Source organism: Paenibacillus sp. QJM3NY_38 (assembly GCF_056173265.1).
In genome coordinates this window covers 4,606,254-4,629,871 of the sequence record NZ_CM149665.1, presented here as the reverse complement: position 1 = coordinate 4,629,871, position 23,618 = coordinate 4,606,254, and the positions used below count along the sequence as shown (strand labels likewise).

Below are 23,618 nucleotides of genomic sequence, written 5' to 3'. Positions count from 1 at the left end.
GACAGCTTTAAGGAGGAATCATTGTGGATTTCGGAAGATTGATTACGGCTATGGTAACCCCATTTGATCAGAACGGCGAGATCAATTGGGACGAGACTGCGAGATTGATTGAGCACCTGATTGTGGAACAGAAGTCGGACTCCCTTGTTATTGCAGGGACAACGGGCGAATCGCCAACGCTTCGCGAAGACGAAAAGCTAGAATTGTTTAAGTTCGCAGTGAAGCAGGCGGATGGACGGAGCAAGATCATCGCAGGTACCGGCAGCAACGATACGGCACATTCTGCAGAATTGACGAAAAAAGCGGAAAGCTGCGGCGTCGACGGTATTTTGCTTGTCGCTCCGTATTATAATAAGCCGAACCAGGAAGGGCTCTACCAGCACTTTAAGGCGATCGCTGAGGCAACTTCCTTGCCTGTCATGCTGTATAACGTACCGGGGCGGACGGGCATCAGCCTAAGCACGGCCACTACCTTGCGTCTGGCTGAAATACCGAACATCGTTGCGACCAAGGAATGTGCTTCGATTGACCAGGTCACGGGCATTGCCGCAGGGGCTCCGGACGGGTTCATCGTATATTCCGGCGACGATTCCGCAGCACTGCCTGCTCTGGCCGTTGGTGCTTACGGGATCGTAAGCGTGGCCAGCCATATCGCCGGTGCCCGTATGAAGGATATGATCCAAGCTTATGTGGAAGGAAACGTTAAGGAAGCTGCCAAGCTGCATCAATCCTTGTTTCCGCTGTTCAAGGGCCTGTTTGAGTGTCCTGACCCGCTACCGAATCCGGCGGCGGTTAAATTCGCTCTGAATGAGCGGGGCTATCAGGTCGGCGGCGTTCGCCTGCCGCTCGTTTCTCCTAGCGAGAATGAGGCTGCATTTATCCGTAAGATGCTGTCATCCTTGTAACCTGCGCACCCACATACTCAGCCACTGCCTTCGATGAAGGCAGTGGCTTTCTTCGTTTTAAACCCTTCTGTTTCTGGGTATCCTATGGCTCACGAAGGTGGTTGACTTGTGTTTTCACTTTTTCATCATGTATAATGAATTCAAGTGACTGGGTGCGGTATTTTTTTGAAATTTAATATAACAATGGTACGACGTCCAAAACTATAGGAGGGTTAGATACATTTGTCTAAGAAAATAAGCAACGATAAACTATCGATTTTTGCCTTGGGCGGCGTCGGTGAGATCGGGAAGAACATGTATGTCATTCAATATGCCAATGACATCGTTGTCGTGGATGCGGGATTGAAGTTCCCAGAAGAAGATATGCTTGGGATTGATATTGTTATTCCTGATATTAGCTATTTAACGGAGAATCGAGACAAAGTGAGAGGGATTTTGCTGACTCACGGTCACGAGGACCATATCGGCGGCCTCCCTTACGTATTGAAACACTTGAATGTTCCTGTATACGGAACGAAATTGACGCTCGGACTCGTGGAAAACAAGCTCAGAGAAGCGAACTTGCTTGGTGAGACGAAACGGATTCTGATCCATGCGGATTCGGAAGTACAACTCGGAAACACATTGAAAGCGACCTTCTTCAAGACTAATCACAGTATTCCGGATTCCGTCGGAATCTGTATCGAAACACCGGAAGGCAATGTAGTGCATACAGGAGACTTTAAGTTCGACCATACTCCGGTAAATGACCAATATGCGGATCTGCAGCGTATGGCTGAGATCGGGAGCAAGGGAGTATTGGCTCTTCTGTCAGACAGCACGAACGCAGAAAGACCAGGCTTCACACCTTCCGAGAAGAACGTGGGCATCGTGCTGGAAGATATTTTCCGCAAGGCCGAGCAGCGGGTGGTTGTTGCAACGTTTGCATCCAATGTGCACCGCATCCAACAGGTTGTCAACGCAGCTGAATCCACGGGCCGTAAAATTACGGTTATCGGAAGAAGCATGGTCAACGTGGTGTCCATTGCCGCTGAGCTTGGATACTTGTACATTCCGGACGGCATGCTGATCGAACCTGAAGAGGTTAACAAAATGGCGGCCGATCGCGTTGTCGTATTGTGTACAGGCAGTCAAGGAGAGCCGATGTCAGCGCTCACACGCATGGCGCGTTCCACTCACCGCAAGGTGGATATTCTGCCGGGGGATACGGTTATCATTGCAGCGACACCGGTTCCAGGTAATGAAAAATATGTCGGCCGTACGATTGATGAGTTGTTCCGTCTTGGAGCAGACGTGATTTATAGTGGATCCAATTCGGGCGTCCACGTATCGGGTCACGGCAGCCAGGAAGAACTTAAGCTGATGCTGAATCTGATGAAACCGCAATTTTTCATCCCTGTCCATGGCGAATACCGGATGCAGCGCCGACACGCTCTGTTAGCAGAGTCCGTTGGTGTTGATCCCGATAACATCTTTATTACCGATATCGGTGAAATTGTGGAAATTCAAGGCGGCTCGGCCCGCAAAGCCGGCAAAGTTACCGCTGGCAATGTTCTGATTGACGGACTTGGCGTTGGTGACGTAGGAAACATCGTACTGCGCGATCGCAAGCTTCTGTCCCAGGACGGAATTCTGGTCGTTGTCGTTACCTTGAGCAAGCAAAACGGTTCCATCGTATCCGGTCCTGATATTATTTCGCGTGGATTCGTATACGTACGGGAATCCGAAGGGCTTCTGGATGAAGCCAATCGTATCGTTTCCAGCACGCTTCAGAAGCTGATGAGTGAAAACGTGAATGAATGGGCGTCACTGAAGACCAGCGTAAAAGACGCTTTGGGACGCTTCTTGTATGAACAAACACGTCGCAGACCGATGATCTTGCCGATCATTATGGAAGTCTGATACAAGATAACAACATTAATCAGGCACACAGTCGCCCCTTTTTCGCAGGTAATAATTGGACGGTTCCCGCGAAAGAGGGGCTATTTATAGGTTAATCCTAAAACTTCTCCGAGTCATTTCGGCAGAAGTTTTTTTGTGGTTTATGCAATGTCGACCTCATGCTGAAGCATCAGATAAGCATAAAATAGTCCCGTCATTTGCCATACTAAGGTTTAGCTATGTGTTGGTTGCAGCAGCTAGACATTAAGATAAAGGCAGGGATGCGCAGTGGACAACGATCAATGGATGACCGGCAGCAGAAAAGGAGAATGGACTGGTGAGACGGAGGCTCCTCAGGTCATCCCCACCGAGGAAGCCAAGAAAGCGGCCGTGACGGAAACCATACAGCAGCTGGGACAGACGGGGCTTCCGACCGGTGGGGAATCGAACGTATTTTGCATGACGATAATTGGACAAATCGAGGGCCATATCGTGCTGCCTCCGCAAAATAAAACGACCAAATACGAGCATATGATTCCACAGCTCGTGGCAGCTGAACAAAACCCGCGGATCGAAGGACTCTTGATCATTCTCAATACCGTTGGCGGTGACGTGGAAGCCGGACTTGCCATTGCCGAGATGATTGCATCGCTCAGCAAACCGACCGTAACGGTAGTCATTGGAGGCGGGCATAGTATCGGCGTCCCGATCGCTGTAGCAGCAGACCACTCGATCATCGCGGAGAGCGCGACGATGACCATTCACCCGATACGCATGAGCGGGTTAGTCATTGGCGTGCCGCAAACCTTTGAATACATGGAGAAAATGCAGGAGCGTGTCGTTCGTTTTGTGACGAGCCATTCGAGGATAACAGAGGAACAGTTTAAGGATCTGATGTTTAAAACCGGTGAATTGAACAGGGATATCGGTACCGCGGTTTCGGGTACAGACGCCGTCAAATATGGCCTCATGAACGAAGTGGGGGGAATCGGGCAGGCATTAAGCCGGTTGAACAGTATGATTGCAGAACGTAAAACGATAAGCCCTGGGGGGATAACGCAATGATATGGTACAGCGTCATCCCTTTGGATCCGGCCGGGCTGCTGCAAGGAGAGCAGGCAGTCGTTACGTCCAGGGAAATTCGGGTTGAAGGAATACTGATGGAAGTTGAACCGATGTCAGAGGACCAGGCGAAAATTGTCCGTTTACTCGACTGCGGGCTTCAAGATTACTTGAATCCACGCTATTCTCCGGGGGCAATGATTCGCTATATTCCGACGGTAGAAAATGAGGCTAAAGGCTGAAAACAGAACATAGGTACGCCACCGAATATTATGCTATAATATGGATTCGGGGGTGACACTTTTGGCAAAACGGAAAAGAAAGAAGAAGGCAGCCTTTGCAGCCGTTTTGAAGTATGAAATTTATGGGATTGTATTGATGACACTTTCGGTCATTGCATTATCCGGAGAAGCACCGGTGGGGCGTTCCCTGTCCAAGATGTCGGGATATCTGCTGGGCAAGTATTATTTTATCATCCCCCTAATCGGCATTTATTACGGGTTAATGGTGATGATTCACCGGAAATGGCCCAAACGCTGGAACAGCAGACGCACCGGTGTCCTTCTCTTGGTGTTATCGCTAACTTTAATGAGCAGTATTGCAGGTTTGGAGTCGAAGCTGGCCCCGATTGGACAATTGAATGCGTCAAATGCGCTGAGCCAGATACATAGTGATTTGCAAGGCGAGCTTCTTCATGCCGGGGCAGATGATGGACATCATCCCGTCATGGGCAGAGACATCAGTGGCGGTTACATTGGAGCGTTGCAGTTTGCCTTTCTGTTAATGCTGTTTGGCAGCATAGGGGCCAAGTTGATTGTAATTGTCATGCTGTTTATCAGCTTCATGCTGATCACCAACCTGTCCTATGTTGATTTAATGCGGATGTTCCGCGTGAGGGTTGTAAAGGCCGGAGAACGGATTCAGAAAAAAGTGAACAGCCACCAGACCAAATCAAGAGCGGCAGCAAAATCAAGCGCGAAGGAACAACGTATGCAGCTGCCGGAGGATCTGGATGAGGACGATGATCTGGATGATATGGAGGGCATGAGGTTACCGCGCCGCAAGGCGCCGCAATTCTTCCAGCTGTTCGGTTCCAAAGGGGGCAAACGGGACGAAGCAGTAGAAGAGGCCCGGGATGCTGCGGATGAAGCGTCTCCGGTATTTACGGTTGGTAACGGACATGGTGCTAAGGAGAAAGAGGAGGTCGTCCTCTTCAACAGTCAGGTCCAACCGGAGGAAGAAGCGGACGTGATTTCTCCTGCAGTGGAATCCGTGCCTTCATCGCCGATTATTCGCGATTTCTTCGAGCAAGTGAAACAAGAAGGCCGCCTGGATGACGAGTACGATGATCACGAAGCGGTGATACCTTCGGCACAAGAGGAATCTCCGGGGAATACCGCCGCGATTCCTGAGCCCCTCGTTGGCAGCCTTGAAGCTTCAAATGGCGAGTTGAGTGGAGTTACACCTGCTGCTGCGGATAACGGAGGGCAGGAGGGAACAGCACCGGCAGCACCGCCGGCTCCCCCACCCAAGCCGTACAAGCTGCCTCCATTCCGGCTGCTATCAAAACCCAATAACGGCGGTAAGGGTGGAGACCAGAACGATTATATGCAGACAGCGCGCAAGCTGGAAGCCACACTGGAAAGCTTCGGGGTTCGAGCCAAGGTGCTGGAGGTTGTTCGGGGGCCATCGGTAACCCGCTATGAAATTCAGCCGGACATCGGGGTTAAAGTCAGTCGGATCGTCAATCTGACCGATGATATTGCACTTGCGCTTGCGGCCAAGGATATTCGGATGGAAGCGCCGATTCCCGGCAAATCAGCCATCGGGATCGAAGTGCCGAACAACGAAGTTTCACTAGTTACGATGAGAGAGGTTATGGAGACGCCGACGTTCCAGGACGCGGAATCGAAGCTTTCGATTGCATTTGGTCGTGATATTTCGGGCCAGACCATTGTCGGTAACTTGGCACGGATGCCCCATCTTCTTGTTGCAGGTGCAACGGGTTCGGGTAAATCCGTATGTATCAACGGCATTATTACCAGCATTCTGTATAAAGCGAAGCCGGATGAGGTTAAATTCCTGATGGTCGATCCGAAGATGGTTGAGCTCAATGTCTACAACGGGATTCCGCATTTGATGGCACCGGTGGTAACCGATCCGAAGCGGGCATCCTTGGCACTTAAGAAAATCGTGGTAGAGATGGAGAAGCGGTATGAGCTGTTCTCCAAATCCGGGACGCGAAATATTGAGGGCTACAACAATCTGATGAAGGATAATTTGCCGGCAGTGTTGCCGTATATCGTCGTTATCGTGGACGAGCTGGCCGATTTGATGATGGTTGCAGCCAACGATGTGGAAGACGCGATCACGCGACTGGCCCAAATGGCCCGTGCTGCGGGGATCCACCTGATCATCGCGACGCAGCGTCCATCAGTCGACGTTATTACCGGGGTCATTAAAGCGAACATTCCGTCGCGCATTGCCTTTGGTGTGTCATCGCAGGTTGATTCCCGGACGATTCTGGACATGGCGGGGGCGGAGAAGCTGCTTGGCCGCGGAGATATGCTGTTTATGCCGATGGGCTCCTCCAAGCCGATCCGCGTCCAGGGTGCTTTCATGAGTGATCATGAAGTCGAGAATATTGTGGATTTTGTCCGTGACCAAGGACAGGCGGAATATGACGAGTCGCTGGTGCCTGAGATAGAGGAATCCGCCGGCGCGGACGAAGAAGAATTGGATGAGTTGTATGAACAGGCGGTGACTATCGTATTGGAAGCTAAGCAAGCGTCCGTATCGCTGCTGCAGCGGAGAATGCGCGTAGGTTATACCCGTGCAGCGCGTCTCATCGATTCGATGGAGGCACGTGGGGTTATCGGACCTTATGAGGGAAGCAAACCGCGGGAAGTGCTGATGTCCATGGAGCAATATCAACAACAGCAGAATCGAATCAGTTAAGGGAGCCGATCCCACAACTTCAAACAAAGGAAGCGAACAACCAGACTGCTGGGTTGATCGCTTCCTTTTTTGTTGGTTCACGTGGTGCTATTCATTTTGCGGTATTTGCTTGCCGTCAGTTTCATAATTTTCTTAAAGGTTCGGTCAAAATGCGTCAGGCTTTCAAAGCCGATGGATTCGGCGATGTCCACGATTTTCAGGTCCGTATCCGTTAGAAGGCGCTGCGCTTCGCGAATACGGGTGAGGTTCAAATAATTAATGATCGTAAAGCCCGTAATTTCTTTGAATATCCGGGACAGGTAGAACGGGCTGATGTAGAAGGTTTCGGCTAATTGCTGCAGCGTGATTTTGTCTGCATAATGGACGTGAATATACTTAACGACGTCCGTGATTTTCTGATGGAGCGGATTCATGGACGTGTGAGCAGGCAGCGAGGCGGAATGGGTTAACCGGGAGGTTTTAATGAGTAACTCCGTAAGCAGCACCTGCAGCATATACTCGTACGAAGCGGCGCTTTCTCGGATTTCATCGGCCATCTTATTCAAAATTTGCATGATGATTGCTTGCTCTGGAACGGTTAAACGCAGCAGTGGTCTATCCTGATTAAACATGTTCAGCAATCCGGATGCCAGCAAGGGATGGCCTTTTCCCAGAAAAGAATCGCTAAAATTAATGACGATACGTTCATGCTCCGGATCGCCTTGTCCCGAGGTTTTATGAACGTCGAATTTATTGATGAGAATGAGGTCTCCCGCCTGGATGGTGTACAGTTTTTCTTTTATAAAATAATGACGCTCGCCTGTAACCAAATAGTAGATTTCATAGGTTCCGTGATAATGGTTATTTCGTTCAAAGGGCTTGGTGCGATGAATGCGATGGTAGTAAAATTCCCCTTCTTCTTCCCCGTAGGTTACGGTGTGGGTATCGCTGGATATCATAATCTGCCCCCGCTTCGTTTCATTTCATTCATGATCAGGTCATTCTAATCCTTCAGTTATATTGTACCAACTTCTATTAAGCAAAACAAAGCAAGATATGTTGAATGAGCCTTCAATTTCGCAATAAAAGTGAAGAAATCCAACTGATGATGCTGTAGCATAGTAGGTAAATCTACAGAAATGGACGGTGTTATCATGAGACCTTTTATGGATGAACATTTTTTGCTCAATAACGAGACTGCACGCACCTTATACCATGATTATGCAAAAGACATGCCAATCATCGACTACCACTGTCATCTGAGTCCGCAGATGATCGTTGACAATCACAGATTTGAGAACTTGACCGAAGCGTGGATTAACGGCGATCACTACAAATGGCGGGCAATGCGAGCCGCTGGAGTAGAAGAGGCATACATCACGGGCGGCCCGGGTGTGAGTGATTATGATCGCTTCTTGGCTTGGACGCGCACCGTTCCGATGACGATTGGCAATCCGTTATTTCATTGGTCTCATCTGGAGCTGCAAAGACTATTCGGCATTCAGGATATCATTAATGAACAGAATGCTCCGCAGATATGGGAAGCAGCAAACAAACGACTGCAGGAAAATGATTTGACCACACGGGGATTGATCGTTTCAAGCCGCGTGAAAGTGGTCTGCACGACCGATGATCCGACGGATAGCTTGGAATATCATATCAAGCTGGCGGAGGAAGGCGATGCCGGTTTTCAGATGCTTCCGTCATTCCGTCCGGACAAGGGACTGGAGATTAACCGGGAGACGTTCCTGCCGTGGGTGAAATTGTTGGCGGGCCGAAGCCGGATGGAGATTACGGAGTATTCGGCATTCCTGAAGGCACTTGAGCAGCGGGCAGAGTTTTTCCATTCGGTTGGCGGCCTTGTATCTGATCATGCACTGGATTACGTGCCTTATCAAGAGGTTACCGAGACTCAAGCGGCTGACATCTTCCTGAAAGCGCTTAATGGGGAGCGGGTTTCCCGTCAGGAAGAGGATCAATTCAAAACGTATACGCTGCTTTTTCTGGGCCAAATCTACGCAAGACTCGGCTGGGTCATGCAATTTCATATTAACGCCCAGCGCAACAATAACACCCGGATGTTCCGACAATTGGGTCCGGATACGGGTTATGATTCCATTCACGACAGTCCAATCGCGGTACCGCTTGTAAAGCTGATGGATCGGCTCGATCAAGAGCGGTCACTTCCACGAACGATTCTTTATTCGCTTAACCCAAGCGATAACGATATTCTCGCAGCACTTATCGGCAGTTTTCAAGGCGACGGTATTCCGGGCAAAATCCAGTTCGGTTCTGCCTGGTGGTTCAACGATACCAAAGACGGTATGGTCGACCAGATGAGCAAACTCGGCAATATGGGATTATTAAGCCGATTTGTCGGCATGCTGACCGACTCCAGAAGTTTCTTGTCATATACCCGTCATGAGTATTTCCGGCGGATTCTTTGCAATCTCCTCGGAGATTGGGTTACAAGGGGAGAGGCACCGGATGATCTTCCATGGCTCGGGGGAATCGTCCAGGATATTTGTTACAACAACGCCGAGAGCTATTTTCGATTTGGCCGGACGGAAGGGAGATAAGACATGGATGCGAAGACAGATCGTGGCCGGGCATTGAGGTTGGTAGGACGCGATTCTTTACAAATACAACAGCGACATGACCAGGATATGTTGAACCTTCCCGTTAAAGTGCTGCAAATAGGCGAGGGCAATTTTCTAAGAGGGTTCTTCGATTGGATGATATATGAATGCAACCGGCAGGGTCTGTTCCAGGGAAGCGTGGCCGTCAGTCAGCCAAGACCTGGGGGAGCACGCAAGCTGGAGCAGCTTCGGGAACAGGACGGGATATACGGCTTGCTGACCCGAGGCCTGCAGAATGGCCGGAAGATCGAGGAGGAGTTATGGATCCCGGTGTTCTCGGAGATGATTGACCCCTATGCGGAATGGGGGCATTTCTTGAGTGTGGCCGAGCTGGATTCCCTGGAGATCATCGTCTCCAATACAACGGAAGCGGGTCTCGTATATCAGTTTAGTGACTGGAATCCGTCGGAAGCGCCGATGTCATTCCCCGCTAAGCTTACCATGCTTTTATATCGGCGTTATGAGCGTTATGAAGGCTCGCCGGACAAGGGCCTGTTGATCCTCCCATGCGAGCTGCTGGAACGAAACGGGGATATCTTGCGATCGATTGTACTGCGGCATGCGGAAGATTGGGGACTTTCGCCGGCTTTTCGGAGCTGGGTTGAGGAATGCAACCTGTTTCTGAACTCGCTTGTGGATCGGATCGTAACCGGATATCCGGAAGAGGCCGAGCGCTATTTTGACCAATGGGGTTATGAAGACCGATTGTTGAACACGGCGGAGCCCTATTATTTCTGGGCTATTGAGGGCGACCCTTCATTGGAGTCCAGGCTGCCCCTCCAGTCGGCAGGTCTTCAGGTAAGCTGGGTGCCTGATCTGACGCCGTACCAGGTAAGAAAAGTAAGAATCTTGAATGGAACGCATACGCTGATGGCTTCCATCGGCTTGCTTCACGGTTTCACTGAAGTGAAAGAAATCGCAGAGAGCATGGAATGGGGAGAAGATATTCGCAGCGGAATGCTGCAAGAAATCGTCCCCTTGGTGCCTCTCCCGCCGGAAGAGGTTACGGCTTATGCCGAAACGGTGTGGGAGCGATTCCGCAATCCTTTTCTTCGGCATAAGCTCCAGGATATTGCCATGAACAGCATCTCCAAGTTCAAGGTGAGGCTTTTGCCAAGCTTAAAGGAATATGCCAGCTCGCACAATACGCCCCCAAGCCTCATGACTCGGGGATTGGCCTCTTTGATCCGTCTGTATCATGCCAAACAAGTAGAAGAGCAGTGGTACGGAACGCGTCTTGATGGTGAACGGATGCTGTTAAGAGATGATCCGGACAGTCTGATGACATTCTATCAAGCGTGGCAAAAGGTAGAAGACGGGGAATGGAGCATACGTCAGCTTGTGGCATCCATTCTTGGCGATCAGGCTTTGTGGGGCGAGGATTTGAACCGGATACCCAATCTTCATGAAGCGGTAAGCCGTTATATCGAAGAAATGGAGCTGATCGAGACATGAGCGACATCGTCATACTTCATCACAAGGACGACGTCGGTATCGCGCTTCGTCCTTTGTCGGCAGGAGAACATGCCATCGGTTTTCTGAACGGGAAGGAGCATGCGATCGAGATAACCGAGAATGTGCCAAAAGGTTACAAGGTAGCTCTTCGATTAATAGAGCCGGGCAGCCATGTTTTGAAATTCGGCTATTCGATCGGATTGGCGAAGGAAGTCATTTTGCCGGGGAGATGGATCCATACCCACAATTTGAAAACCGGACTATCCGGTGAAGTGGAGTATCAGTATAAGCCTGGTGCAGAAGCAGCGGCTCAGGAATCACCGACGGTTATGGAATCCCCAACGTTCCAGGGGTATATCAGACCCAGCGGTCAGGTTGGGATCCGCAACGAAATTTGGATCATCAACACCGTCGGCTGCATTAACAAAACCTGCGAGCTGTTAGCGCGCATGGCTGGCCAGCAGTTCCAGGGGAGAGGCATTGATGGGGTTTATCACTTCCCGCATCCCTACGGCTGCTCGCAGCTTGGAGATGATCTAAGCCATACCCAGCGCCTGCTCTCGTCCCTGGCCCAGCATGGCAATGCGGCAGGCGTGCTTATTATCGGGCTCGGCTGCGAGAACAACCAGATCGATCAAATGCAGGCGATGATTGGCGAGCAGGAAGGGAAACGGATCCAATATATGCGTGCTCAGGACATGGAGGATGAATTGGAGGAGGGGTTGTCCCTCATCTCGGAGCTTGTGGAATATGCCGAGACTTTCAAACGGTCTGCGGTTCCTCTGTCCAAGCTGAAGATCGGACTGAAATGCGGCGGGTCTGACGGTCTGTCGGGCATTACAGCCAATCCGCTGGCGGGCCGTATTGCGGATACCATCACCGCTCACGGCGGTACTGCTCTTCTGACAGAGGTGCCGGAGATGTTCGGAGCCGAAACGATCCTGATGGATCGGGCCGCCAACGAGCAGGTGTTCCAGGATATTACGTTGCTCATTAACAATTTCAAGCAATATTTCGTATCGCACGGACAGGAAATCTATGAAAATCCTTCTCCCGGTAATAAAGACGGCGGCATCACAACCCTGGAGGAGAAATCGCTGGGGTGTACTCAAAAAGGGGGAAACGCCACCGTATCCGATGTACTCCGTTACGGCGTAAGATCAACGAAGCCGGGGTTAAACCTGATCGAGGCGCCAGGCAACGACCTTGTATCGGTTACGGCCCTGGCTGCAGCGGGGGCCCACCTCGTGCTGTTCACGACGGGGAGAGGGACGCCGTTTGGCGGTCCGGTTCCCACCGTCAAAATCGCGACAAATTCCGAACTGGCCGCTCGTAAAAAGCATTGGATTGATTTTAATGCAGGAGCTTTGCTGGAAGGTAAAAGCATGGATGAGCTTCATGAGGAACTCATGCATCGTATTGTCCAATTAGCCTCGGGCGTTGAACAGACGAGAAATGAACGCAATGGCTTCCGGGAAATATCCATTTTTAAGGATGGCGTCATTTTATAGCGTGTGCTGTTGGAACAAGATTAAAAAAGAGGAGGAGCCTATATGTCCAATCCCATTCAGCAGCAAGAACAGTTGACCATGTCACCCCTAGAACTCGGCACCAAGGCTTGCCAATCGATCATGAAAATGTATTCGCCGGAGCAGCTGCCGCCCGCAGGACGGTGGCATTACCACCAGGGTGTATTTCTGGTTGGAATGTCTCAATTATGGAAATTTAGCGGTGAATCAAAGTTTTTGGATTACGTTAAGGGCTATGTCGATCATTTGGTGGATTCCAACGGGAATCTGCTGCTGGAGCGGGGGGAGCTGGATTCCGTTCAAGCGGGCCTGCTCCTGATGGAGCTGGATGCTGTATGTCCCGAACATCGGTACAGGGCTGCCGCGGATAAACTGCTCCGTCTGTTATCTACTTTGAATCGGACCACCGATGGAGGATACTGGCATAAGGATCGCTACCCTTACCAGATGTGGCTGGACGGCTTGTATATGGGCGGCGTGTTCACGATGAAATATGCCCAGCAGTATAATAAACCCCATTTATTTGATGAAGTGCTGTTCCAGGAGAGGTTGATGCGCTCACATACCAAGGATCAGGCAACCGGGTTATTTTATCATGCCTGGGACGAGAGCAGGACGATGCCTTGGGCTGATCCGGTTAGCGGGCAATCTCCGGAATTTTGGGGACGCGCCTTAGGCTGGTATGCGTTGTCGATCGTGGAGTTCCTTGATTTACTGCCTGAGGACCATCCGGCGAGGGAAGAACTGGCTGTTGTGCTCCGTGAATTAAGCGAAGCGCTGGTGCGTTATCAGGATCCGCTTACCGGACTGTGGCATCAAGTTATAGATAAAGGGGCCCGGGAGGACAATTGGCTGGAAACCTCTTGCTCCAGTCTCTTCATATATACCTTGGCTAAAGGGATTCGACTCGGTTATCTGGATTCATCCTTGATCTCCCATGCAAGACATGGATATAACGGCCTGGCTCAATCCGTATATATGGATGGTCAGGGGCATCTGGTCATGCCTAAGATCTGTATCGGTACAGGTGTCGGCGATTATAAGCATTATGTGGAAAGGCAGCAATGCGAGAATGACCTCCATGGTGTTGGGGCGTTAGTCATGGCGTGCGTTGAGCTTGGCAGGATATAAGGATTAATCCTTGGTCGAGCGTTAAATCTATTCTGAACATTAAAGAGCTGTTCCTCTGAGAAAATCTGAGGAACAGCTCTCTTTGTGCTGCGATGATGTGCTGTCTTCGTTCAGTCCTCTCGCCGAACAGGTGCATAGGAAACTGGCAGGCTTGTCATAATAACGGTAGCGAGGCTTGTTAAACCACAAGAGAAAGGTAGAGCGCAGCATGAAAAACTCAAGAATCTGGATTCTAATAAGCATTGCGATTCTGTTGTCTGCCGTTGTCTTCGCTCAGGGAGGCCTGGGAACAGATCATTCGAATCTTCAGGAAGCTTTGCCAACCTTTAGCCAGCAGACCATCAAATTTGGTTCTACCGGCGAAGATGTGTATGAGCTGCAAGGCCGTCTGAAACACCTGGGCTTTTATCACGGGAAAATTGACAGCGTATTTGGCTCCAAAACCCAAGGAGCCGTTAAATGGTTCCAATCGGAGTTTGGCATGAAGGTAGACGGTATCGTAGGACCGAAGGTCAAGCTTAAACTGTATAATGCAACCAAGGATTTCCGTCCGACTGCTCCGAAGGCTCATGAAGGTGGAGGCGGTGCAGCTGCCGGTGGTGGCGGAGGTTCAGCAAACAATGAAAGCGGCAATAACAACTTAGCCTCATCTGATTCAATGGGCCTTTCAGAGAACGATTTGAGAATCATGGCGAATGCCGTATATGGCGAAGCGCGAGGAGAGCCGTTCGAAGGCCAGGTTGCCGTAGCGGCGGTTATTCTCAACCGGGTAAAATCACCAAGCTTCCCGAATACGCCGCATGGGGTTATATTTGAGCCGAGAGCCTTTACCGCGGTAGCCGACGGTCAAATATGGCTTGAACCGAACGAGCAGGCGAAGAAAGCAGTACAGCAGGCGCTGAGCGGCTGGGATCCGACAGGAGGCTGCCTGTACTATTTCAATCCGAAAACGGCCACCTCGCCATGGATTTGGACCCGCCCTCAAGTCAAAACCATCGGTCAACATATATTCTGTATGTAAGCCGTAAACAACAGCAACCGGGGCCTGTCTTCGGTTGCTTCTTCACTTTGCAATGGGTTAGAATGAAAGTTATCGATGAAGTAAATTTTGGCAACGACAATCCATGATGTAAGGGGATATGGACCTTGACGAAAACGGAATTTGAACACGGTACAGTCGGAGGAATTCGGATTCACGTATTACCGACCAACCGATTCAAGACATTTGCGATATCGCTTTACGCCGGAAGTCCGTTAGCAGAAGAAACCGTGACCACGACCGCGCTTACACCTTTTGTGCTGCGCAGAGGGACCGTTTCCTATCCGGAAACGCGAGCTTTCCGAGAACAGCTGGAGCAGCTGTACGGCGCCGGATTTGGATTTGACGTGTATAAGCGCGGCGATTATCAGATCGTGCACTTTCGCATGGATACGATCAATGACTCTTTTGTTAAGAGTCCGGAGAGCCTTCTGCGCTCTTCATTTGCTTTTTTGGGCGAAGCTTTCACCCAGCCCGTGTTAGAGAATGGAGCATTCCGCAAATCTTATGTACAGACCGAGAGAGACACGGTTCGCAAGAAGCTGGAGTCCATCGTCAATGATAAGATTCGTTACGCTGCGGAGCGCTGCATCGAGGTTATGTGCAAGAACGAACCGTATCGGCTGCATCCGTTAGGAGAACGGAAGGACCTTGACGGTATCACGCCGGAAGGCTTGTATGAGTCCTATCAGAACTGGCTTAATGAATCCGTTCTGGATCTGTATGTGGTTGGCGATACGAGTTTGGATGAGGTGAAGAAGCTCGTAGAGGAGCATTTTAAACTGAACAGAGCAGCAAGCAAGGATTATGTTCCTTCCTCCACGCGAACGGCAGCGAGCGGGACGCAGACGGTCGTGGAAAAGCTGGACATTAATCAAGGCAAGCTCAACATGGGTCTGAGAAGCACCATTACTTACGGAGATGACGAGTATGCCGCCGCGCTGTTGTATAACGGGATTTTGGGCGGTTACCCGCATTCAAAGCTGTTCGTTAACGTGAGGGAGAAGGAAAGTCTGGCGTATTACGCGTCGTCCCGTTATGACGGCCATAAAGGAATCGCAACCATCCAGTCCGGCATCGAGGTTCAAAATTTCGAGAAGGCTGTCCAAATTATTCAACAGCAGCTCGATGACATGGCCAAGGGTGCCATTACGGATATCGAAATGACCCAAACAAAAGCCATGATCCGCAACGTTATTAAGGAAATGCAGGATTCGGCCTTTGAGATGATTGCGTATGATTTCAACCGCACGCTGTCGGGCCGGGAACGTACGCCGGATGAGCTGCTGCAGCAGGTGGAAGGCATTACAGTGGATGATGTGAAGCAAGCGGCTTCGGCATTTTCGCTGGATACGATCTATTTCCTGAAAGGTCAAAAGGAGGAATAGCCGGTGGAGAGCATTCATTATGACAACCTGCAGGAAACGCTGTATTACGAAGTGATGGATAACGGTCTGCACGTGTATGTGCTGCCTAAACCCGGCTTCCAGAAAACCTATGCGACCTTTGCAACCAAATATGGTTCGGTGGATAACCATTTTAAGGTTGAAGGCGAGTCTGAAACTCGCGTTCCTGATGGCATTGCGCATTTTCTTGAACACAAAATGTTTGAGGAGCCGGAAGGCGATATTTTTGCCAAGTTTGCCTCGAACGGCGCCTCGGCGAATGCCTTTACTAGTTTTGACCAAACGGTGTATCTCTTTTCTGCGACGGAGAACATCCATGAAAATTTGGAGACGCTGATTAATTTCGTGCAGAACCCATACTTTACCGATCAGAACGTAGAGAAGGAAAAAGGGATTATCGGGCAGGAAATCAACATGTATCAGGACAATCCGGACTGGCGCGTATACTTCGGTCTTATCGAAGCGATGTACAAGGTGCATCCGGTGCACATCGATATTGCCGGTACGGTGGAATCCATCGGAACGATTACGAAGGAAGATCTGTATACGTGTTACAATGCCTTTTATCATCCGAGCAACATGCTGCTGTTCGTGGTGGGCGGCGTAGATCCTGTTGAAACGATGAACCTGATCCGTTCGAATCAAGCCGGAAAATCGTATGAGAAGCAAGGCTCCATCGAGCGTTTATTCGATCCGGAGCCGCAGGGAGTTGAAGAGAAGCGGCGAGAGAGCCGGCTGGCCGTATCCCTGCCGAAATGCCTGTTCGGCTTCAAGGAGAAGCATGTCGGACTAACGGCCGAGGAGCAGCTGCGCCGAGATTTGACAACGAAGCTGATGATGGACCTTCTGTTCGGATCCAGTACGGAATTGTATCAGCAGCTGTATGACGAGGATTTGATATCCGACAGCTTCGGCCATGAATATAACAGTTCACCCCAATATGCGTTCTCTGCGGTGGGCGGAGACACGAAGGATCCGGACCAACTTCTGGAGCGCATCCGCACAGAGGTGGATAAGTTAAAAGCAACCGGATTTCAGGCATCCGACTTTGAGCGTGCCCGCAAGAAGAAAATGGGCGGATATTTGCGCATGCTCAATTCCCCTGAAAATATTGCTCATGAATTCACTCGCTATCAGTTCCGCGGGGCGGATTTCTTTAAGGTTCTACCGGTTTATGAATCCATTACCATAGATGATGTAAACCGCCGTCTGCGGGAGCATATCGACTGGGATCAATTGGCCGTATCGATCGTTGTGAGTCCGTAATGAAGCAAGACATGGGAAGAGAATTGAAACCGATCGGGGAAATGACGGTACTGATCACGGGTGCCAGCAGAGGTATTGGAGCGGCTGTTGCCGAGCGTTTTGCTTCGGTACGCATGAATGTCGTTATCCATTACATGAATTCGCATGAAGCGGCCAATGAAGTTGCCCGCCGCTGTATGGCCTATGGTGCTAAGGTGTTAACTGTATCCGCGGATCTTCGCGACAAAGAGCAAATATTGCGCATGAAAGAGAAGCTTCAGAGTCATGATATGGAGCCGGATATCCTGGTTAACAACGCCGGGGTATCCCATTACGGGCTTCTGTCTGACGTGACGGAAGAGGAGTGGGACACTTTGATGTCCATCAACCTGAGAGGGATGTTTCTGTGTTCCCAGGCGTTTATGGGGCGTATGATCTCCCAGCGATTTGGCAGGATTATCAATGTCTCCTCGATCTGGGGGTTGTCGGGTGCCTCCTGCGAGGTATTGTATTCAACAAGCAAGGGTGGCGTTAACGCTTTTACGAAGGCCCTTGCGAAGGAGCTTGCCCCATCAGGCGTGACGGTGAATGCCGTTGCCCCCGGCGCGGTGGATACGTCCATGCTGGGGCATTTGGAATCGGATGAGATCCGCATGCTGGAGGATGAAATTCCGGTCGGCAGATTGGCGCAGCCGGATGAGATTTCATCCCTGGTGTATTTTCTGGCGCTGCCCGAGTCGGGCTACATTACCGGGCAAGTGATCAGCCCGAATGGCGGTTGGGTGACCTGATCGTCATTCGTGGTGCAATTCACCACTCATAAGGTATTGGTTACGGGGACATATTACTATTGTTACTTTAAATCTGAATTGCCACCACGCAAAAGGAGGATTTAATTCATGTCATCCGTAATCAAAAACTTTGATTCCTGGAAGAAATTCCTGGGCGAGCGCGTCGTTCAAGCCGAGAAAGCGGGCATGAGTGAAGACACCATTTCTCAGCTGGCTTATGAGATCGGTGATTTCCTCGATGAGAAGGTCGACCCGCAAAACTCATCTAACCGGGCACTGAAAGAATTGTGGGATGTAGGTAACGAGGAAGAACGCCACGTTATCGCGCGTCTGATGGTGAAACTGGCCAAGAACAACGCATAACCCTCTTGCAAAAAGCCCCCCGCGAACGGGGGCTTTTTGTCAAGAAAAAAGAATGTAATTTTCATGTCATCGTTAATACTTGCCTTTCATTTTTATTTTATATATCATTAACGTGACCCATTTTTCATTTGACCTGTTTTTGCGTGCAATTTTCGCTGGAATTTGTCGAATATTGATGGAAAAGAAGTGCAAAGAGGTGTCTTTGTGGAATCGAATCAATGGTACATGGAATACAAGATACATAAGAACCGGCCTGGTCTGCTCGGCGATATTGCTTCCGTATTAGGTATGCTCGAAGTAAACATCCTGACCATTAACGGGGTTGAAGGCCAAACTCGCGGAATGCTGCTGGAAACGGATGATGAAGAAAAAATTATCCTGATGGGCAAAATGTTAAACAAAATGAAAAATATTACGGTAACAGCCTTGAGACCGCCAAAACTGGTCGATATTTTGGCTGTCCGACATGGACGATATATTGACCGGGACTCGGATGATCGTAAAACGTTCCGTTTTACGCGTGATGAGCTCGGTTTACTTGTTGATTTTTTGGGTGAATTGTTCAAAAGGGAAGGTAATCAGGTTATCGGTCTTCGCGGAATGCCCCGCGTCGGCAAAACCGAGTCCATTATCGCCGGCAGCGTCTGCGCGATGAAGCGCTGGACCTTTGTTTCCTCTACGCTGCTCCGTCAAACCATTCGCAGTCAACTCTCCGAGGACGAGATGAATTCGAACAATGTTTTCATCGTTGACGGCATTGTGAGCACGATCCGATCCAACGAACGTCACTACCAGCTCCTGCAGGATATCATGGGGATGGAGAGCACGAAGGTGATCGAGCATCCGGATATTTTTGTTCGCGAATCCGAATATTCCTATGAGGATTTCGACATTATAATCGAATTGCGAAACAATCCGGAAGAGGAAATCGTTTATGATACGTTCACGGGCTCTTATAGTGACGATTTATAATATTGTTTTTGGCTTTGACCACGAATTTCTAAAGTAGGAGGTGATGGCATGTCCGAACTGGGACAGCAATTAAGGGAGGCGCGTCTACAAAAAGGGATGAGCCTTGATGATGTGCAGGAAATGACAAAAATACGCAAGCGATACTTGGAAGCCATCGAGGCAGGGGATTACAAAGTACTTCCCGGCAGTTTTTACGTGCGGGCATTCATCAAAACCTATGCGGAAGCGGTGGGGATTGACCCGGACGAACTGCTTGAAGGCCATAAACAGGATGTGCCTAAATCCGAACCGGAAGCGACGATGGAACCGGTTATTCAAAAACGTGCCGCCAGACCTTCAGCCGAACGGAACATGAAATGGCTGCCTACACTGCTGATGTGGACATTCCCGATTTTGATCGTTGTTGTCATTTACTTAGTGGCCATCAATTCGAATGAGCCTAAGGAAGAACCTCCGGTAAGCAATAATGATCAGACGCAGACGGATCAAGCGCAAAAGCCGGAAGACCCGGGGAATACGGATCCCGCCACGCCAGGTGACGGAGCGCAGGGCGGAGACAACACCACGGACGATACCGGTAATGGTAACGAAGGTACAGACGGTGAAGGAACAGACGCAACAGACGCAACGGACGGAACAGATGGCACGGACATCGAAGAACCGGGAAATACAACGCCTGGAGAAACGACGGTGACGCAGGACCGGACGGAAGGCAAGAACACCGTATTTAAGGTAACAGGCTCGTCTGTGAAGGTTGAGATTGTGGCAACGAGCGACGGTAAGAGCTGGGTAGAAGTGTATCGTGGCTACAATACCTCCGGGGAGAAGCTGGCTTTCCAAATGCTTGAGAATGGTGATTCTCTCAGCTTTGACCTGGATAGCCAGGGACTTTACGTGAAATCAGGGAATTCCGCTGCAACCACCATTACGGTTGGCGGCCAGCCCGTAACGGATGGAAAATCAACGTCGCGTATCTTGCTGGAGCCGGCTGATGGTTCCGCAAGCACGATGGACAACACGGGTACGGATGCCACAGGTACCACCACAGATACTACAGGTACATCGGATACCACAGATATCGAATAATTGCCTGTTCTCCAGGCCATCATAACAGCATGCAGCTGCATGCTGTTATTGCACTTCCTGGAAGAGGTGATGCTCTCGTGACGGTCAACTGGATTATATTCGGATTAGGCGTTATCGTCAGCCTCTTGGGCTACTATTTGATTCCAAGTGACTGGGGATATGGCATATTAGGCTTTGGACTGGCACATATTTTGCTCGGTATACTGAGCATGTTCCGCCGTCCGGTGCATGATGAGAAAGCTAGCAGTTGACGGAGCAGGCTTCGTTTTCGCCGGATGTTGGCGATAAGCGGAGTCTTTTTCGTTCACATTTATCCCGCTGATCTCGTATAGGATTAGACTTGGCTCACGGTTTTACCTATAATAGAAGCATTATCGCCAAATGAAAGGAAGGATTCACCATGGCTTCAGAAAGCTCATTTGATATCGTATCCAAAATGGATATGCAGGAACTTAACAATGCGGTTAATCAGGCGGAGCGGGAGATCGAGAACCGTTTTGACTTCAAGGGCAGCAAGAGCAGCTTGAAGCTGGACAAGGACGCACTGGTCATTGCATCCGATGACGAGTACAAACTCAACGCCGTTATTGATATTTTGCAAACCAAGATGGTGAAACGGGGCTTGTCGCTGAAAAATGTGGAGTACGGCAAGATCGAGCCGGCTTCCATGGGTACCGTTCGCCAGCGCCTGACCTTAAAACAAGGAATCGATCAGGAAAATTCGAAAAAGATCAACATATTGATCCGTGATTCCAAGCTGAAGGTCAAGAGTCAGATTCAAGGTGACCAAATTCGGGTAACCGGAAAAAGCAAGGATGATCTTCAGCAGATCATGCAGCTGCTTCGCAAAGCGGATCTTTCCCTGGACCTGCAATTCACGAATTTTAAATAAACGCCGCCACAGGCTCATATAGGATTGGATGGACAGGTTTGTTTCTTTTGACAGGGCGTGAGCGGAAATATTATACTAAAAAACGATATATAAGGATTAACGTATACATAGATTACTGGGGGATGAATATGACAGACAGCGCTTCACGCTTCGAACCCTTTAGGCTCTTGGGAAGAGCGACCCTATTGAAGTACAGATGGATAACAGTCGCGGGGTCTGCGAAAATTTCAAGACAACCCGTTGCAAGGGAGGTTGCCCCATGAATTTACCCAATCGTATCACGTTGGCCCGCATTTGCTTGATCCCTGTCATGATGATTTTTCTGCTGGTGGATTTTGATTTTTATCCGGCTCCTATTGTGTGGAATGATTTTGTCCTTCCCTACAACCAATTGATTGCAGCATTGATATTCATACTTGCAGCAAGCACGGATGGGATTGACGGATATTTGGCCCGGAAAAACAATATGGTGACGAACCTGGGTAAACTTCTGGATCCGCTCGCGGACAAACTGCTGGTGGCAGCCATCCTCATATCGCTTGTGGAGATGGGCAAATGCGAATCCTGGATTGCTGTAGTCATCATCAGCAGAGAATTCGCGGTTACTGGCTTGAGACAAATTGCACTCCTGGAAGGTTCCGTCGTTGCAGCAGGTCAATCGGGGAAAATCAAGACGGTGATTCAGATTGTGGCGATTGTCGCGCTTCTGATCAATAATTTCCCGTTTGTATTCTTGGGAATTCCGTTTGATGTCATTGCAATCTGGGCTGCAGCGATGATTACGATCTATTCGGGAATCGAATATTTTGTCCAGAACAGGCACCTTCTCAAAGGTACCGGGGCATAACGGCAATAGGAGCTATCCTATTGCTTTTTTCTTCCGCAGGGTAAGAACATAGTGAAAGCGGGTATTTGTGAAGAGATAGCAGACACAGGAGGATGGACGAATCATGAAAGCAGAAATCATTGCAGTTGGAACCGAACTTCTTCTTGGACAGATTGTGAATACCAATGCACAGTATTTGTCCAGACAGCTTGCTTCAATGGGAATCGATGTATACTATCAAACCGTTGTCGGGGATAACATGGAGAGACTCAAGGAGGCCTTGCGGCTGTCCAGCAGCAGAGCCGATATCGTTCTTCTGTCCGGTGGTCTGGGCCCCACACAGGATGACCTGACAAAGGATGCGCTCGCATCTTTTCTAAATCGTTCATTGCATATTGATCGGATGGCCATGGATCGGATTGAACGCTTCTTCCATGAACGGGGATCCGTAATGACCGAGAACAATCGGCGCCAGGCCCTGGCCATCGAGGGAGGGACTCCGCTTCCGAACGAAACAGGCCTCGCCGTCGGGAATGCGGTATCCCATGAAGGGACTCATTACATTGTGTTGCCGGGCCCGCCGAAAAGAGCTGATGCCGATGTTCGAGCAGGAGGCCAAGCCTTGGCTTCTGCAGCATGTGCTTACCGGAGAGCTTCCCATCTATTCGAAGATGCTCAAATTCGCAGGCATCGGGGAGTCCGCGCTTGATAAGCGCCTGGAGGACCTGATTACGGCCCAGACCGATCCGACGATTGCGTTGTATGCCAAGGAGGGGGAGGTCACCGTCCGAATCTCCACGAAGGCAGCCAGCGAGGCTGAGGCCATGGTCCGGCTGAATGAACTGGAAGCCCGGATCCAGGAGAGAGGTCCGGAATTTATGTATGCTAACGAGGATGTGCCCATTGAGAAAGTCATCGTGGATATGATGGCGGATCATAACTGGACGCTGAGCGCTGCGGAGAGCTGCACGGGAGGCCTTGTAGCGGAGACGCTGACCTCTATCCCCGGGAGCGCGTCCATGTTCCTTGGCGGGATCATCTGTTATACCAACCAGATCAAGGAGAAGCTTGTGCATATCCCGCATGCGCTGCTTGAGGGGGATGATGCGCCGGGAGCCGTCAGTGCGGAGGTTGCCGAAGCGCTTGCGGATCATGTCCGGATGGTAACCGACAGCGACTTTGGTTTATCGGTAACGGGCGTGGCAGGTCCAGGGTATGCTGAACGCAAGCCTATAGGCCTTGTTTACATCGGATTGTCTCAACGGGGAAAAGAAACGGAAGTGCACGAGCTGCACCTTCAGGGTAACCGTGAAACGATCCGGCTCCGAGCTGCGAAGGCGCTGCTCTACCGGCTTTGGCAGCGTCTTGTTGCCTCTAAACAGGTTTAGGGTTGCGGAATAGGGATATCCGCTATTCGAAAAAAGTAAATAATTTACACCTTGCTTGGCAGCTCTTCTTG

Annotated in this window: 20 protein-coding genes and 1 pseudogene; 20 read left to right on the top strand and 1 reads right to left on the bottom strand. The window is 50.2% G+C overall.

The features are described 5' to 3' along the window. Positions 1 to 23 precede the first annotated feature (23 nt). The 5 genes from dapA to AC0VZ8_RS21260 all read left to right on the top strand — a co-directional run bounded on the left by dapA (position 24) and on the right by AC0VZ8_RS21260 (position 6,806). Positions 24 to 905, top strand: coding sequence for a 4-hydroxy-tetrahydrodipicolinate synthase (gene dapA / locus AC0VZ8_RS21280; protein WP_216531895.1), 882 nt, complete (start codon positions 24 to 26; stop codon positions 903 to 905). A 222-nt stretch (positions 906 to 1,127) separates the two neighbouring features. Beyond that, on the top strand, positions 1,128 to 2,807 hold the full coding sequence (locus AC0VZ8_RS21275; protein ID WP_071220133.1) for a ribonuclease J: 1,680 nt from the start codon (positions 1,128 to 1,130) through the stop codon (positions 2,805 to 2,807). 285 nt (positions 2,808 to 3,092) lie between these two features. Next, positions 3,093 to 3,851, top strand: coding sequence for a ClpP family protease (locus AC0VZ8_RS21270; protein ID WP_397376667.1), 759 nt, complete (start codon positions 3,093 to 3,095; stop codon positions 3,849 to 3,851). Further along, on the top strand, positions 3,848 to 4,090 hold the full coding sequence (locus AC0VZ8_RS21265) for a YlzJ-like family protein (protein WP_071220135.1): 243 nt from the start codon (positions 3,848 to 3,850) through the stop codon (positions 4,088 to 4,090). The genes AC0VZ8_RS21270 and AC0VZ8_RS21265 overlap by 4 nt, the downstream gene beginning before the upstream one ends. Positions 4,091 to 4,151: 61 nt before the next feature. Beyond that, positions 4,152 to 6,806: an FtsK/SpoIIIE family DNA translocase gene (locus AC0VZ8_RS21260; protein WP_475484322.1), complete on the top strand. Its 2,655-nt coding sequence runs from the start codon at positions 4,152 to 4,154 to the stop codon at positions 6,804 to 6,806. 77 nt (positions 6,807 to 6,883) lie between these two features. On the opposite strand, the gene AC0VZ8_RS21255 is transcribed toward AC0VZ8_RS21260, so the two are convergent. Beyond that, positions 6,884 to 7,744 carry a helix-turn-helix transcriptional regulator gene (locus AC0VZ8_RS21255; protein ID WP_071220137.1) on the bottom strand — a complete coding sequence of 287 codons (861 nt, stop codon included), beginning with the start codon at positions 7,742 to 7,744 and terminating at the stop codon, positions 6,884 to 6,886. Positions 7,745 to 7,939: 195 nt separating this feature from the next. Here AC0VZ8_RS21255 and uxaC point away from each other — a divergent pair, with 195 nt between their 5' ends. From uxaC to AC0VZ8_RS21180, 15 genes and pseudogenes are all read left to right on the top strand, one after another. Next, positions 7,940 to 9,364 (top strand): glucuronate isomerase, encoded by a 1,425-nt coding sequence (gene uxaC / locus AC0VZ8_RS21250; RefSeq protein WP_475484321.1) that lies wholly within the window; start codon positions 7,940 to 7,942, stop codon positions 9,362 to 9,364. A gap of 3 nt (positions 9,365 to 9,367) precedes the next feature. Next, on the top strand, positions 9,368 to 10,879 hold the full coding sequence (locus tag AC0VZ8_RS21245; RefSeq protein WP_475484320.1) for a tagaturonate reductase: 1,512 nt from the start codon (positions 9,368 to 9,370) through the stop codon (positions 10,877 to 10,879). Next, positions 10,876 to 12,390 (top strand): UxaA family hydrolase, encoded by a 1,515-nt coding sequence (locus AC0VZ8_RS21240; RefSeq protein ID WP_475484319.1) that lies wholly within the window; start codon positions 10,876 to 10,878, stop codon positions 12,388 to 12,390. The genes AC0VZ8_RS21245 and AC0VZ8_RS21240 overlap by 4 nt, the downstream gene beginning before the upstream one ends. Positions 12,391 to 12,432: 42 nt before the next feature. Then, positions 12,433 to 13,539 carry a glycoside hydrolase family 88/105 protein gene (locus AC0VZ8_RS21235; protein ID WP_475484318.1) on the top strand — a complete coding sequence of 369 codons (1,107 nt, stop codon included), beginning with the start codon at positions 12,433 to 12,435 and terminating at the stop codon, positions 13,537 to 13,539. Between the two features lie 208 nt (positions 13,540 to 13,747). Then, entirely contained in the window at positions 13,748 to 14,560 is an 813-nt protein-coding gene (gene sleB / locus AC0VZ8_RS21230) for a spore cortex-lytic enzyme (RefSeq protein ID WP_071220141.1), read from the top strand. A 125-nt stretch (positions 14,561 to 14,685) separates the two neighbouring features. Beyond that, positions 14,686 to 15,966, top strand: coding sequence for an EF-P 5-aminopentanol modification-associated protein YfmF (gene yfmF / locus AC0VZ8_RS21225; protein WP_475484317.1), 1,281 nt, complete (start codon positions 14,686 to 14,688; stop codon positions 15,964 to 15,966). 3 nt (positions 15,967 to 15,969) lie between these two features. Continuing rightward, positions 15,970 to 17,250 (top strand): EF-P 5-aminopentanol modification-associated protein YfmH, encoded by a 1,281-nt coding sequence (yfmH, locus tag AC0VZ8_RS21220; RefSeq protein WP_475484316.1) that lies wholly within the window; start codon positions 15,970 to 15,972, stop codon positions 17,248 to 17,250. After that, positions 17,250 to 18,020 (top strand): elongation factor P 5-aminopentanone reductase, encoded by a 771-nt coding sequence (ymfI, locus tag AC0VZ8_RS21215; RefSeq protein WP_071220144.1) that lies wholly within the window; start codon positions 17,250 to 17,252, stop codon positions 18,018 to 18,020. The genes yfmH and ymfI overlap by 1 nt, the downstream gene beginning before the upstream one ends. Positions 18,021 to 18,128: 108 nt before the next feature. Then, a complete protein-coding gene (locus AC0VZ8_RS21210; RefSeq protein WP_009589302.1) occupies positions 18,129 to 18,383 on the top strand; it encodes a DUF3243 domain-containing protein in 255 nt (84 codons plus the stop codon). 204 nt (positions 18,384 to 18,587) lie between these two features. Continuing rightward, entirely contained in the window at positions 18,588 to 19,355 is a 768-nt protein-coding gene (locus AC0VZ8_RS21205; RefSeq protein ID WP_475484315.1) for a DUF3388 domain-containing protein, read from the top strand. A gap of 48 nt (positions 19,356 to 19,403) precedes the next feature. Beyond that, on the top strand, positions 19,404 to 20,441 hold the full coding sequence (locus AC0VZ8_RS21200) for a RodZ domain-containing protein (RefSeq protein ID WP_475484314.1): 1,038 nt from the start codon (positions 19,404 to 19,406) through the stop codon (positions 20,439 to 20,441). A gap of 77 nt (positions 20,442 to 20,518) precedes the next feature. Next, complete coding sequence (locus tag AC0VZ8_RS21195; protein WP_146746999.1) at positions 20,519 to 20,692, top strand: DUF4175 domain-containing protein; 174 nt, start codon at positions 20,519 to 20,521, stop codon at positions 20,690 to 20,692. A 149-nt stretch (positions 20,693 to 20,841) separates the two neighbouring features. After that, a complete protein-coding gene (locus AC0VZ8_RS21190; RefSeq protein WP_475484313.1) occupies positions 20,842 to 21,333 on the top strand; it encodes a YajQ family cyclic di-GMP-binding protein in 492 nt (163 codons plus the stop codon). A 259-nt stretch (positions 21,334 to 21,592) separates the two neighbouring features. Next, a complete protein-coding gene (gene pgsA / locus AC0VZ8_RS21185; RefSeq protein WP_113058685.1) occupies positions 21,593 to 22,180 on the top strand; it encodes a CDP-diacylglycerol--glycerol-3-phosphate 3-phosphatidyltransferase in 588 nt (195 codons plus the stop codon). A gap of 103 nt (positions 22,181 to 22,283) precedes the next feature. Further along, a pseudogene (locus tag AC0VZ8_RS21180) lies at positions 22,284 to 23,547 on the top strand (competence/damage-inducible protein A). The last annotated feature ends 71 nt before the right edge of the window (positions 23,548 to 23,618 follow it).

What these genes read in the sequence shown, in the direction of transcription:
- AC0VZ8_RS21270 (WP_397376667.1), top strand. Translation starts at nt 3,093, where the DNA reads ATGACCGGCAGCAGAAAAGGAGAATGGACTGGTGAGACGGAGGCTCCT.
- AC0VZ8_RS21265 (WP_071220135.1), top strand. Translation starts at nt 3,848, where the DNA reads ATGATATGGTACAGCGTCATCCCTTTGGATCCGGCCGGGCTGCTGCAA.
- AC0VZ8_RS21255 (WP_071220137.1), bottom strand. Translation starts at nt 7,744, where the DNA reads ATGATATCCAGCGATACCCACACCGTAACCTACGGGGAAGAAGAAGGG.
- uxaC (WP_475484321.1), top strand. Translation starts at nt 7,940, where the DNA reads ATGAGACCTTTTATGGATGAACATTTTTTGCTCAATAACGAGACTGCA.
- AC0VZ8_RS21245 (WP_475484320.1), top strand. Translation starts at nt 9,368, where the DNA reads ATGGATGCGAAGACAGATCGTGGCCGGGCATTGAGGTTGGTAGGACGC.
- AC0VZ8_RS21240 (WP_475484319.1), top strand. Translation starts at nt 10,876, where the DNA reads ATGAGCGACATCGTCATACTTCATCACAAGGACGACGTCGGTATCGCG.
- AC0VZ8_RS21235 (WP_475484318.1), top strand. Translation starts at nt 12,433, where the DNA reads ATGTCCAATCCCATTCAGCAGCAAGAACAGTTGACCATGTCACCCCTA.
- sleB (WP_071220141.1), top strand. Translation starts at nt 13,748, where the DNA reads ATGAAAAACTCAAGAATCTGGATTCTAATAAGCATTGCGATTCTGTTG.
- ymfI (WP_071220144.1), top strand. Translation starts at nt 17,250, where the DNA reads ATGAAGCAAGACATGGGAAGAGAATTGAAACCGATCGGGGAAATGACG.
- AC0VZ8_RS21210 (WP_009589302.1), top strand. Translation starts at nt 18,129, where the DNA reads ATGTCATCCGTAATCAAAAACTTTGATTCCTGGAAGAAATTCCTGGGC.
- AC0VZ8_RS21200 (WP_475484314.1), top strand. Translation starts at nt 19,404, where the DNA reads ATGTCCGAACTGGGACAGCAATTAAGGGAGGCGCGTCTACAAAAAGGG.
- AC0VZ8_RS21190 (WP_475484313.1), top strand. Translation starts at nt 20,842, where the DNA reads ATGGCTTCAGAAAGCTCATTTGATATCGTATCCAAAATGGATATGCAG.
- pgsA (WP_113058685.1), top strand. Translation starts at nt 21,593, where the DNA reads ATGAATTTACCCAATCGTATCACGTTGGCCCGCATTTGCTTGATCCCT.